Annotated in this window: 9 protein-coding genes and 1 pseudogene; 5 read left to right on the top strand and 5 right to left on the bottom strand. The window is 64.2% G+C overall.

The features are described 5' to 3' along the window. Nucleotides 1-356: 356 nt before the first annotated feature. The 4 genes from VT85_RS23580 to VT85_RS23565 form a co-directional block, all read right to left on the bottom strand. Entirely contained in the window at nucleotides 357-653 is a 297-nt protein-coding gene (locus VT85_RS23580) for a hypothetical protein (RefSeq protein WP_068420476.1), read from the bottom strand. A 64-nt stretch (nucleotides 654-717) separates the two neighbouring features. After that, the gene (locus VT85_RS23575) at nucleotides 718-999 is read right to left on the bottom strand and encodes a hypothetical protein (RefSeq protein WP_068420474.1); all 282 of its coding nucleotides are present in this window, start codon (nucleotides 997-999) and stop codon (nucleotides 718-720) included. After that, on the bottom strand, nucleotides 996-1,283 hold the full coding sequence (locus VT85_RS23570; protein WP_068420470.1) for a hypothetical protein: 288 nt from the start codon (nucleotides 1,281-1,283) through the stop codon (nucleotides 996-998). The genes VT85_RS23575 and VT85_RS23570 overlap by 4 nt, the downstream gene beginning before the upstream one ends. Before the next feature lie 83 nt (nucleotides 1,284-1,366). Further along, nucleotides 1,367-1,972 (bottom strand): hypothetical protein, encoded by a 606-nt coding sequence (locus VT85_RS23565; protein ID WP_156513054.1) that lies wholly within the window; start codon nucleotides 1,970-1,972, stop codon nucleotides 1,367-1,369. A gap of 307 nt (nucleotides 1,973-2,279) precedes the next feature. On the opposite strand from VT85_RS23565, the pseudogene VT85_RS23555 reads away from it, so the two are divergent. Further along, nucleotides 2,280-3,334 (top strand): annotated as a pseudogene (locus tag VT85_RS23555) (IS3 family transposase); the annotation flags it as partial. Between the two features lie 656 nt (nucleotides 3,335-3,990). Beyond that, complete coding sequence (locus VT85_RS27080; protein WP_082858841.1) at nucleotides 3,991-5,382, top strand: hypothetical protein; 1,392 nt, start codon at nucleotides 3,991-3,993, stop codon at nucleotides 5,380-5,382. Between the two features lie 98 nt (nucleotides 5,383-5,480). Here VT85_RS27080 and VT85_RS23550 read toward each other — a convergent pair whose 3' ends face one another. Next, nucleotides 5,481-5,717, bottom strand: coding sequence for a hypothetical protein (locus VT85_RS23550; RefSeq protein ID WP_068420468.1), 237 nt, complete (start codon nucleotides 5,715-5,717; stop codon nucleotides 5,481-5,483). A 532-nt stretch (nucleotides 5,718-6,249) separates the two neighbouring features. On the opposite strand from VT85_RS23550, the gene dcm reads away from it, so the two are divergent. The 3 genes from dcm to VT85_RS23535 all read left to right on the top strand — a co-directional run bounded on the left by dcm (nucleotide 6,250) and on the right by VT85_RS23535 (nucleotide 12,018). After that, nucleotides 6,250-8,319 (top strand): DNA (cytosine-5-)-methyltransferase, encoded by a 2,070-nt coding sequence (gene dcm, locus VT85_RS23545; protein WP_068420466.1) that lies wholly within the window; start codon nucleotides 6,250-6,252, stop codon nucleotides 8,317-8,319. Nucleotides 8,320-8,323: 4 nt separating this feature from the next. After that, nucleotides 8,324-10,390 (top strand): ATP-binding protein, encoded by a 2,067-nt coding sequence (locus VT85_RS23540; RefSeq protein WP_068420464.1) that lies wholly within the window; start codon nucleotides 8,324-8,326, stop codon nucleotides 10,388-10,390. 110 nt (nucleotides 10,391-10,500) lie between these two features. Further along, nucleotides 10,501-12,018: a DNA cytosine methyltransferase gene (locus VT85_RS23535; RefSeq protein ID WP_082858838.1), complete on the top strand. Its 1,518-nt coding sequence runs from the start codon at nucleotides 10,501-10,503 to the stop codon at nucleotides 12,016-12,018. The last annotated feature ends 10 nt before the right edge of the window (nucleotides 12,019-12,028 follow it).

The following is a 12,028-nucleotide window of genomic DNA, read 5'->3' as shown; positions in this document are numbered from 1 at the left end:
ATCCCCGCAAATTCCATTAGCATCAGCTTGTCGAGAGCTGGGAAACGATCTAATCCTGGGGCCCATCCCGATCCGCGTCTAGCTGCCGTCTCAATCCTCATCCTCACCCTGACGGCCCGGGAATCCTCCCCAGCTCCAAGGCGATAGCCTCCCAGAGTTACAGGTCAAAGCCTGCAACACCCGTCCCGAAATCGGACCGGTCGCGGGTCGTGTCCCCACCGGGGCCGGATCAGGATCAGAGTTTTCGCCGTCGGGCTGGTGGCGACCACGCACGGAACCGACCTCTCCCTGGCTGCAGGGGCCCCGCGGTCGCACTCGGGACGATCCCCTGATCCCCCGCCCCTATCCGTGGAAGCTCAAATCCTCGACCTCATCTCATCCGGAGCTTCGATGACCTCGACGATCCTGACGGTCACCAGCTCGATCCTCCCATCGGGATAGCGAACCTCGAAGCCGCCCGTGCCCCGGCAACGCGACCATCCCCACCGTCTCTGCCAATCCCTCAGGTATTTTCGTGCGTCCCCGCGCCTGGCGAACCGCCTCGACTTCGCGGAGTCGCCGGTCTCCCCGCCGACGGCCGCGACGTAGGTCACGACGCCCGGCTCGAGGTCGCTCGCGACCGCGAGCGCGTACCATCCCCTTCGGACCTGCATCGCCCCGGCCCTCCTCGCGGTGTAAATCCCCCGGGCCGCGACCGCCCGGGGGCTCGTTCGGTGTTCAGTATTCCGAAGGCAGCAGGCAGCAGGTCGAACTGCGGTCGGCCTCCGTGATCAACCAGACCTTCACTCCGGTCCGGAGCGTGTAGGCGGAAAGGACGCGGAACCCGTTACGCACGGAGAGCTCGTTCTCGCGCCGGTCGTGGGCGTCGACCTCCCCCCAGTCCCCGGCGGCGTGACGCCGCAGGAGCTCGCCGAGGTCCTGGTCCGCCCGCCTCAGGGCCTCCAGGACCTCGGCGGTCGCGACCACGCGCCCGAGGACGAAGCGGGGCGTTGTGCTCATGGCACCACCTCGTCTCCATCCTCGTCCTCGTCGCCGTCGATCGCCAGCTCTCGCGCGAGCCGCTCGGCCTCGCGCCCCATCCAGTCGCCGTACGATTCGGCGAGGTGACACCCCTGGTAGTAGGCGAGCTCCACCTCCCCGTCCTCGGGGGTCGGGACCTCGCCGTGCGCGGCGAACCAGTCCTCGTCGTTGAGGTGTTCGGCCGCCCACTTCAGGTCCTCCTCGGACGGGTCGTACGGCTGCCCTTCGCCCCCGTCCGGGGCGTCGATGTCTTCGGTCATCATCGGTCCTGACTCCGGTGTCCGCGTTGTTCACACGCTGCATCCCGGCACCCGCGAGGTAGACGACTCGCGGGCGCCACGGCGAGTCAACCCAACTCCAGCGGCAGGTGATCGGGCGGGGATGCGCCCTCGGGGTCGTCGAGGATCGCCCGCCTCACTTCGGGGAGCTGGAGCGTCAGGTCATAGACGACGCTGGCGGTCACGGAGCCGTTGAAGAGCTCCGAGGGTCCTCCCACCTTCCCGCCGAGGATCGGCGCCAGGCGGGTCTGCTTGGAGCCCCGGGCGATGAACGCCAGGTAGCCGCGTCCGGGGACGTGGACCACCTTTCGGACGCCCGTCCCGGTGCGGTCCTTCGCGGGCTTGGCGTTCCGCGAGGGCTGCGCCCGCTCGACGATGGTCAGCAGATGCCGGGGTTGGCAGAGGAACGACAGATGCCCGGGACCGTCCTCCGGTGCCACCCGGAACTTCCCCTTCGCGCCGACGCCGACGACCACATGCGGTCTCGAGGCGTCCACCCCATTCCGAACGATCCTCACCTTGTCGCCACGCCGCAAGGCCTCGGCTCGCCCCGCCGAGGGATCGGTCCCCGTAGGCGCCTCGCCCGGAGGAGGGAAGGCCCCCTCCTCGACCTCCACGAGCTGCACGACCTCGGCCACCTTCACCTCTTTCACAGTCGTCTTCCGCTTCGCCATCGACGTGACCTCCGGAGCGGAGGCGCTGGGCCGGACGCGGGGCACGCCCCCCGCACTCGCCGCCCGTTTCCGCCTCCGATCCCCTTACTGCGGGATCGTGCCGCTGAGAACGGACTCACAGGAAAGAATGGGCGAGGGCCCGCGGGTGGAGATTTTCGACCCTGGGCAGTATGGTCGAGGGAGGCACCGGCCTGCGGCGATCAACCCTCCACGCGACACCAGGTCCAAGAACCCTCATCAGGCGTTCGCGAGAAGACTTGACCTCCCCCCGGGAAAGATGAGGCTCCCCCAAAAGGAGCCTTGATCCATGAGGAAGTCGAAGTTCAACGAGGAGCAGCTCCTCTTCGCTGAGGCAGGCGGAGGCCGGCCTGGGCTTCGAGGCCACGTGTCGGAAGTTGGGCGTGAGCCAGGCCACGTTCTTCCGATGGAAGGCCAAGTACGGCGAGCTCGGGACGCCCGAGGTGAGTCGGCTGCAGCTCCTCGAGGAGGAGAACCGGAAGCTCAAGCAACTCGTCGCCGACCTGAGCCTCGACAAAAAGACGCTCCGGGACGTCCCGGCGAAAAAGCCTGACCCCGCCGCAACGCAGGACGATCGTGGCGGACCTCGCGGTCCGCTACGGCGTCGGCGTGCGGCGGCCCTGCGAGGCGACCGAATTCCCGCGAGCGACCCATAACTACAAGCCCCGTCACGAGTCGCAGGAGGCGTCGCGGATGCGGCTCCGCAAGCTGGCGACGGACCGCGTGCGGTACGGATACCGTCGGCTCCACGTCCTGCTCCTTCGCGAGGGCTGGGCCGTCGACGTCAAGCGGGTCCATCGCCTCTACGGCCTGGAGCGGTTGACGTTGCGGCGGAAGAGCCCGAGGCGCCGGGTGAGCTCTCGCCATCGCGACGACCGGCCAGCCGTCGAGGCGGCCGATCAGGCCTGGGCGATGGACTTCATGAGCGACGCACTCGCGGACGGGCGCAAGCTCCGCGTACTGACCGTCATCGACCTGTTCACGCGCGAGAGCCTAGCCATCCGCGTCGGCGTCCGCTTCACCTCGGGCCGGGTCGCCGAGGTCCTGGCGGAGGTCGCGCGGGGACGAGGAGCCCCCAGTGAACTCCGGGTCGACAACGGCCCGGAGTTCACGGGCAAGATGCTCGACCTCTGGGCCTACCTCAACGGCGTGCCCCTGGATTTCAGCCGGCCGGGCAAGCCGACGGACGACGGCTTCATCGAATCCTTCAACGGTCGGGTCGGGGAGGAGTGCCTCGACCAGGGTTACTTCACCGACCTGGAGGACGCCCGGGAGAAGGTGGAAGCCTGGCGGATCGATTACAATGAAGTCCGCCCGCACAGCGCCTTGGGATACCTGCCCCCAAGGAGTTCGCCTCAACCCCGGCCGGGAAGAAGACCGCCTCGTCCGACCGAAAAACTCTCGTTTAGCCGGTCCAACTTCCCGGGGCAGGTCAGCCTATACGAGGCGTTCCCGCCGGAACAGGCCCGGCGGATCGCCGAGAGGCTGGAGATCCACCACACTCCGAAGCACGGCGCGTGGCTGAACGTCGCCGAGATCGAGCTGTCGGTCCTCTCCCGCCAGTGCCTCGACCGCCGGATCGGGTCGATGGACGAGCTGGAGCGGGAGGTCGCCGCCTGGGAGGAGGAGCGGAACGAACGCCGGGTCGAGACCCGCTGGCGGTTCACCACCGCCGACGCCCGCATCAAGCTCCACCGAATCTAGGGCCTGTTGACGGTTCGGTCGTAAATCCCGTAGCAGTCAAGATTGGCGGTCGGCCCGACCGAGTTTGCCTCTCGCCGTAAGGTCATGCCCGAAAAGGTCTTGCGGAATAATCCGTCAACAGGCCCTACCCATCATTGCCGTAGTGGCGGACTACTCGGAGGCCGCCTCTGACGCAAGCTGCTTCCGGCAAAACGATTAGGAAAACCGAGCGTTGCTGTCGTGACGAAAGCTTTCTAACATATTAGTCTTGTTGTCCGATCTAACCTTCGATTCTCAGGCTCCAAGAGAGAACGGACATGGCCGAGCGGTACGCAGACGTGTTAATCGTGACCGTAAATCCGCATGAGACCACCGCTTTGTCGAAAGCCCTCTCATTAGCAACCGGACAGCCCCATGCGCCGAAAACCATAGGAAAACGCGTGTACAACGATTTTGGCACCCTAAATGGCGCCAGTATTTTCCATCTGCTCACAGAGATGGGTTCTGGCGGCCGAGGAGGCTCGCAAAGATCAGTTGACATGGCGATCGACACGATCAATCCTGAGGTCGTTATCGCCGTAGGAATTGCATTTGGCGTCGACGAGAAGAAGCAGAAAATCGGCGACATTCTCATTTCATCGCAGTTGTGGACTTACGAACTCCGACGAGTCGGGACAGAAGAAGGAAAAGAAATTGTACCTAGGGGCGACAAACCCCACGCCTCGACTCGACTGATAAATTTCTTCGAGAACTTTAATCAGCTCAAATGGGAAGGGGCTAAAGCCAAGGCAGGTCTAATCCTAACGGGCGACAAATTGATCGACAACATCGACTATCGAAACGAACTCCTGAAGTATGAGGGCGAGGCGATCGGCGGAGAGATGGAAGGAGCAGGGGTCTATATTGCGTGCGAGGAGAATAAAGTCGATTGGATTGTCATCAAAGCGATATGCGATTGGGCGGACGGCAAGAAAAACTTGAGGAAGAATCAACGTCAGGCGAAAGCGGCCGCGAACGCGGCCGCATTTGTAGCTGAGGCCTTGAAATCGTTTGTGCTTATCGAGAAATCGCCTCGATCAGAATCGGCGAAAGCTCACCCGCCCGCTATCAGTGTTGATGCCCTCGATGAGACCCGGCGTAAGTCAGACTTGAAAACCCTAACTGTGCTGTTTGGATTAATGCCTAGGCCATTGGTAAGTCATTTCCTAGAGGAAGCAAACGAGGATAGGTGGATTTACGATATTCTCACAGAGGTCGAGCCTGCTGAGAAGTATGTGGGATCGGCGATGATTCATTTTTATGATCAACAGCTAAAGGCGAGGGTTGATGGTTTCTTCAAGTATTGGTTGCAAACCCAGGAGGATTCGGCGGGGTTTTTTGAGGATCCTCTGAGCACCGGCATCGCACGCCGCGTTCACTGGAGTCGCGAACCAACCGATTTCGATAAGAGATATCCGCGATTTCACAAGCGGGTTAAATTGGCCTATGAGTCGTTCAAGCAGTTGAATGCGTATCTAAGAGATAACTTTCCAGAGCTAGACCTGGAATCGCTCGATCGAGGTGGTGTCGCCAGATATGTCGAATGGACGGACGAGATCAAGAGAGAAGTCGCCGAGATTAGAAAATCTCTTCTGAAAGAAAAGCAGAAAGATAATGAAGGTCGATCCGCTTCTGCTGGCGAGACCTTGGAGAGTGATGGGGCGACGTGAGCTCCGACTATCAAAGCCCCCCGCCGTGACCTACCCCGTAGATGGCGCCAAAGGCTATGTTAGTGCCTGGGCCGGTTCGCTCGACCCCGGAATCGAATTCATCGCATTTGAGACCGGCAAGGCAATAATCGGTCCTCTAGGGCAAGGTCGATCCCGTGACGAAGTCGAAGTTCACCGACCCAGTCGCGGTAGGCCCAGCCGGCGTTATCCTCGATGGCCGCAAGCTGTCCGTCGAATCGCTCGATCTTCACACCCCAGAAGCGGTTCCCCGGCATCGGGAAGACGGCCTCGCCACCCACAGTGACGGCGAGCGATCTGGCTGCCTGTTCGGTCATGGCGTCCTCCTTCCGGCTGATCGATTATCGTCGGATTGATTTTACCCGAATCCACGACACGTCGTGAGCGAGCGCGGTGTACGAAATCGCAGTGCAGGGACGGGACGCCATCGCGTGAATCGCCTTAATAACCACATAAAGAATCACTGTTGCAATCAGAAAATCTGGTCCCGCAGACAAATAACGTTTCGTGGCCGCTTCCTCAGAATCGTCCGTCCGCAGGACATCGCCACGACCGCAACCGGCGTCTACAGGCGCAGAATGTTCCTGGTGGGATCTCCGCCGGTGCGGCCTGGACGGTGGGGCCGTATCCCTGCGAGAATGCGGTTAACAACGGTGGCGGCGGTCGATCCGGGGACATCGGTCGCCCACCGAGCCGTGGGGCTGCGACGAGCCCGTGAATCGGGTGGCGTTACCGGTTCGCGCCCGAAATGGTTGTCCTGGATTGGGATGGGTGATGAAGAAGGCTGGTCCGTCAAATCAATCAGCGGAGGTGGAGGCAGCCTCGGCCGCCGAGGAGGATTGCACGCCCGTGGCCCCCGACCGCTCGGGCTGGACCCCGCACCCGAGCGAGCGCCGCGATTTCTGGAATCGCATTCGCGCCTTCCCTTCCGAGGTCGTCCGCTGGAGGAAGCGGTTCCTGAAGGAGCTCCTCGAAACGCCCGGACGGTTCACGCTCACCTCTGGGCTCCCGTCGGAGCAACTGACCGAGCGACTCGATTCCGGCATCAGCCATCTTCGCGAGGTAGCCCGAATCCTCGCCGAGCTCTACGGTTCGCCCGACCTCGGCAACAAGAAGGATCCCACCGACGAGCTTGTCTACATCCTGCTCGCTCGGCACACCCGGGAAGGTGCCTACCAGACGGCTTTCGAGTCATTGAAACGCCGGTTCCCGACCTGGGACCAGATGCTAGACGCCCCGCGGGACGAGGTCGAGCGGCTCGTCTATTCGGGCGGCCTGTCGGGGAAGAAGACTCTCGCGCTCTACTCCGCGCTGGGCAAGCTCCGGGAGACTTTCGGTTCCTGCACGCTGGAGCCAGCTCGCGACTGGTCCGACGAGAGGCTCGAGGCCTTCCTTTGCGAGCTGCCCGAGATCCAGCGGAAGAGCGCCTACTGCGTGATGATGTACGCCTTTGGTCGTCTGGTCTTCCCGGCTGACACGCACGTCGGGCGGGTTCTCAGCCGGATCGGCCCTTACCGCGAGTTGGGGCTCTCCCTAGACGGTCTGGACCACAAGAAGCTTCAGCGTGAACTCGCGGATCTGATCCCACCCAACCTCCGCTACTCCCTGCACGTCAACCTCGTCGAGCACGGGCGGACCGTCTGCAGGAGCCCGAAGCCGCTCTGCGGCACCTGCGAGATCCGCAACCTCTGCCAGTATTACCGCAAGGCCGAGTCGGAGCGTGCCATGGCGGCGGAGTCGCCCACGGTCATGGATCTGTTCGCCGGGGGCGGAGGCCTCTCGGAAGGCTTCTCGCGGGCGGGCTTCAAGACGCTCGCGGCGGTCGAGATGGACGAGATGGCCGCTCGCACCTATCGGCTCAACCACCCTGGCGTGCCGGACGAGCGGGTGATCGAGCAGGATATCCGCACCCTCGCGACGGGCGACCTGAAGCGGCTGGCCGGGAAGTCGCTCGACGTCCTCGCTGGTGCGCCCCCTTGCCAGGGGTTCTCTTCGGTCGGATTCCGCTCGAAGAAATCGCTTCTTGGTTATCGCCCCCAGGATGACGACCGTAACCACCTGTACGAAACGATGGTCGAGGCCGCGCTGGTCCTCCGTCCGAAGCTCTTCCTGATGGAGAACGTGCCGGGCATGAAGTCCGCGAAGCGTGAGGACCATTCCTTCCTCGACACGGCGGCACGACTGCTCGAACAGAAAGGCACCTATCAGACCGAGGTCTGGCGCCTGAACGCTTCAGCGTTCGGCGTGCCGCAGGACCGCATCCGGATGTTTCTCGTTGCCTCCCGCCTGAAGGTCATGCCGCTCGTGCCCACGGCGGACTACCAGGACACTCGCAGTCAGCACCTCGACCATGACGCGTTACCTCCCGTCGGCCTGTCCGAGGCGATATTCGACCTGCCGGAGCGGGCCGCAGGGGAGGGCAAGTCGACCGAGGGCTGGTCGACGCCGCATGCCTTGACCGATCCGCGGTTCCGCCGTTACCTCACGAAATTCGGCATACTCCGCGCGTCTCGCCTCCTGTATCAGCACACCGTCCGCTACCACAACCCGAACGACCTCGAACTTTACGCCATGCTCCGGCCTGGCGAGGACAGCATCCACGCCCTCGAAAGACACGGTCGCAGCGACCTGATGCGTTACCGCCGGGACGTGTTCGACGACAAGTACGCGAGGCTCCGGGGCGACCGACCGTGCAAGACGATCGTGGCGCACCTCGCGAAGGACGGCAACGGCTACATCCATCCCACCCAGGTGCGGTCCATCAGCCTCCGCGAGGCGGCCCGCGTCCAGTCGTTCCACGACGGATACATCTTCTGCGGTTCCCCGTCCGAGCAGTGGGTCCAACTCGGAAATGCGGTCCCGCCTGTGCTGGCCGAGGCGATCGCCCGCAGCTTCCGCCGCGCCCTCGAAAGGAGCTGACCCCGTGAGTGTCGCAGCCAAGAATGGCAGCATCGCCTTCCAGCCCCGCGCCCGCCTGCTCAAGCTCATAGGTGAGGAGCTTATCAGCGACGAGGTCGTGGCGATCAGCGAGCTGGTCAAGAACGCGCACGACGCGGACGCCCACAGGGTCACCATCTCGTTCGAGGGCGTGACCGGCCCGGACGGATTCATCAGCATCCGCGACGACGGTCACGGGATGGACGTGGACACGCTGCTAGGACGCTGGATGGAGCCGGCTGCGAGCACGAAGGTCGGCAAGGGGAGGCAGGTAACGCGGCTCGGGCGGCGAGTTCTCGGCGAGAAGGGGGTCGGACGGTTCGCGGCCGACAAGCTGGCTCGCAACCTCACCATCGTCTCTCGGTGTCCGCGGCACGCCGAGGAGGTGCACGCCGTCGTCGACTGGGACCGATACGATGACGAGGCGATTATGCTCTCCGAGGTGTTGAACCGCTGGGAGGTCCGGCAGGCTCGGGAGATCGATGGACACGGGACGTTGCTGCGCATGGGCGGGCTCCGCTCCCAGTGGACGGAGCGTATGTTCCGACGGCTGTCGCTACGCCTTTCCCGCCTGCTCTCGCCGTTCAGGACGGACAAGGACAGGTTCGTCATTCACATCGAATCCGACGACTTCCCGGAATACTCGGGAGAGCTGCGCCAGGATTTTCTCGAGAAGGCCCCATACCGCGTTGAGGCGGAATTCGACGGCGAGCAGACCGTCACCATCGCGCTCAATAACCGCCGCCCGGTGGCACAGCGGTGGAACGGCCATGGGGAAATCTCGTGCGGGCCGGTCAGGATCAGGATCTTCGCGTTCGACCTCGAGGGCGAGTCTCTGGCCAGGATCGGCCCCCGCATGGAGGTGCGGGCGTGGCTGCGGGAATGGACCGGGGTCAGTATCTACCGCGATGGTTTCCGGGTCTGGCCCTACGGCGAGCCCCACGACGATTGGCTACGCCTCGACCAGCGGCGGGTGAACAACCCGGTCGAGAAGCTCAGCAACAATCAGGTGATCGGTTTCATCGACATAGGGAGGGACCGCAACCCCGACCTGATGGACCAGACCAACCGCGAGGGTCTGATCCACAATCAGGCCCTGGACGACCTCCGCAGACTCGCCGGCTTCGTCCTCCAGAGCATCGAGGCGGAACGCCAGTCGATCCGCCACCCGGTGAAGCGGGGGACGAGGCCCGGCGAGGAGCGAGCGGCCGAGGTGGATTCCATCACGGCGAAACTGGAGAAGCTGGCAGGCAAGGCAGGCGGCGAGGTCGGGCAGGAACTCAGGGCCATCAGGCACCGGCTCCAGGAACGGGCCCTGCGGGACGTCACCGACCGCAAACGCATGGTCGAAGGGTTTTCGAGCGTCGCGGCGATCGGGCAGATGACCGCCGGGATGCTTCCGGTCATCCCCCACGAGATGAAGCGAATTCGCGACGAGCTGGAGCGGCTGAAGGCCGTCCTCCACCACCGGCGAATCCCGGAGGTCCGCGATTCGATCTCAGGCCTCGATGCCTCGCTAGGCAAGATCGACGAGACCCTCCGCGTGATCACCGCTGCAACCGGCGGCTCCGAGCGGCGACGGGCGATCGACCTGGTCGCGGAGACCCGGGCTTTCCGGCAGCTCATCGAACCCCTCCTCGCCGCCCACGGCGCCGAGATGGAGCTGGTGATTCAGGAGACCGATCTCCTGCGGACCGAGATGCGGCCGGAGAATCTCTGCTGCCTGCTCCAGATCCTGATCTCGAATGCGCTCGACTGGAGCCGGGGTGAGGAAGGGCCGAGGATCAGGCTGACGCTGAAAGGGTCGAGAGACCATTGCGAGATGATCTTCTCCGATGGTGGGCCGGGCGTTCCCTTCGAGCTGGCGGAGCGAATCTTCGACCCGCTGTTCAGCAGCAAGGAAGGCGGCCGGGGTATGGGGCTGACCATCGCCCGGCAGATGGTCGAGGCACACGGCGGCACGATCGTCCTGATGACGGACGCTCGCAGGCGTGGCGCCAATTTCCTCGTCACGTTTTCCAGAAAGCGTTCCCGGGCGACGGGATACGCGTGATCCCGACCGCAAGGCGATTTGGGGGTATAATCCACCAATTCCGACGGGGTCCAGGATTCGCGCACGACGTGCACCTCACGCCCCGCCGACTTCGGGAACGGATTCATGGCATGCCGGTAGGCGGACCTGTCGTAATCGATCTATTTTGCGGCGCAGGCGGGATGTCCCTCGGATTCCAGGCGGCCGGGTGCCGAATCCTCGCTGGCATCGATGAGGACGACTCGGCGAATGCAACTTTCTTGGAGAACTTTACTCGCCTGCAGCCCGAGGCCCCACCGGTTGTACCGTCTCCCGGGGAGGGCGACCTCCATTCGTATGACCTGGACGGCATCCCGGGAGTCGAGAACGTCGATATCGTGATCGGCGGCCCGCCATGCCAGGGGTTCTCGCGGATCGGCCGGGCCAAGCTCGACTCCCTGCGCGACGAGGGGCAGAGGGAGGAAGGGTTCGAGGAGGACCCGCGGAACGAGCTCTACAAGATCTTCCTGTCGGCCGTGCGCCGCTGGAAGCCCAAGGCGTTCGTCATGGAGAACGTCCCGGGGATGCTCTCCATCGGCGGCCAGAACGTCGCGGAGGAGATCGGGGCCGACCTCGCCGAGTCCGGCTACCGCGTCGGTTATGCCGTCCTGAACGCGGTGTGGTATGGCGTACCCCAGTTCCGGGAGCGGCTGTTCTTCACTGGGGTCAGGGAGGACCTGGCTGCTCGGCCAGCCATGCCTCCGGCGACGCATCGCATCGGCGTGATGCCCTCCGGCTACTTCACCACCGCCGCCTCGGCGAGGACGACCCACTACGCGACCTATCTGCCGTTCGTCATGCACTACGACCTCGACGTGAGTCACGGGCAGGCCCGCTTCCCGGCCACCTCAGTGTTCGAAGGGCTCGATGACCTGCCGCGACTGGAGGACCACCTCAGCGAGGGGCACCTTCCACGCGGCGATTTCCGGCGCCGCATGGCATACGACCGGCCGCCGCACTCGGCCTACGCTCGGCTAATGCGATCCTGGCCGGGACTCGGGAGACCAGAGGGGATCGTCGACCACGTCATCCGCCGGACGCGACGCGACTACGAGACGTTCGGCCTGATGCGGCCGGGAGACCGCTATCCCGAGGCCATCGAGATCGCCACCGAGAGGGTGCGCTGCAAGTTCCGGGACAGGCTGGAGGGCGAGAGCGGGGAGGAAATCGACGCGCTCCGCGTCCTGCGGGAGGAGTTCGAGCGAGTCCGGAGCATCGGCCTGCCGTTCAAGGAGTGGTCGCCCGAGCTGGTCGGCTTCGCACGAGAACTCTTCCCGCCGTATCCCGAGGACAAGTTCGTCGACAAGTGGCGGAAGCTGGTGCCGGGCGGGCCGTCCTGGACCGTCACGGCGCACCTGGGGAAGGACTCCTACTCGCACATCCACTACGACGGGACGCAGAAGCGGGCGGTCTCCGTCCGGGAGGCGGCTCGTCTCCAATCATTCCCTGACGGCTTCGCGTTCTCGGGTAACATGGGCGACTGCTACCGGCAGATCGGCAACGCCGTGCCGCCGCTCATGGCCTGGGCCATCGCCCGCACCGTCCTGGGCCTGCTAGGCGAGCCGGCGAGGTCGCCGGAAGACGCTGGAAGGGGAGGAGAATCCGAATAATCCGGACCAT

The organism is Planctomyces sp. SH-PL62 (assembly GCF_001610895.1).
Lineage (GTDB): Bacteria > Planctomycetota > Planctomycetia > Isosphaerales > Isosphaeraceae > Paludisphaera.
This window is presented reverse-complemented; position numbering and strand designations above follow the sequence as displayed.

What these genes read in the sequence shown, in the direction of transcription:
- VT85_RS23565 (WP_156513054.1), bottom strand. Translation starts at nt 1,972, where the DNA reads ATGGCGAAGCGGAAGACGACTGTGAAAGAGGTGAAGGTGGCCGAGGTC.
- VT85_RS23535 (WP_082858838.1), top strand. Translation starts at nt 10,501, where the DNA reads ATGCCGGTAGGCGGACCTGTCGTAATCGATCTATTTTGCGGCGCAGGC.
- VT85_RS23550 (WP_068420468.1), bottom strand. Translation starts at nt 5,717, where the DNA reads ATGACCGAACAGGCAGCCAGATCGCTCGCCGTCACTGTGGGTGGCGAG.
- VT85_RS23575 (WP_068420474.1), bottom strand. Translation starts at nt 999, where the DNA reads ATGAGCACAACGCCCCGCTTCGTCCTCGGGCGCGTGGTCGCGACCGCC.
- VT85_RS23580 (WP_068420476.1), bottom strand. Translation starts at nt 653, where the DNA reads ATGCAGGTCCGAAGGGGATGGTACGCGCTCGCGGTCGCGAGCGACCTC.
- VT85_RS23570 (WP_068420470.1), bottom strand. Translation starts at nt 1,283, where the DNA reads ATGATGACCGAAGACATCGACGCCCCGGACGGGGGCGAAGGGCAGCCG.
- VT85_RS27080 (WP_082858841.1), top strand. Translation starts at nt 3,991, where the DNA reads ATGGCCGAGCGGTACGCAGACGTGTTAATCGTGACCGTAAATCCGCAT.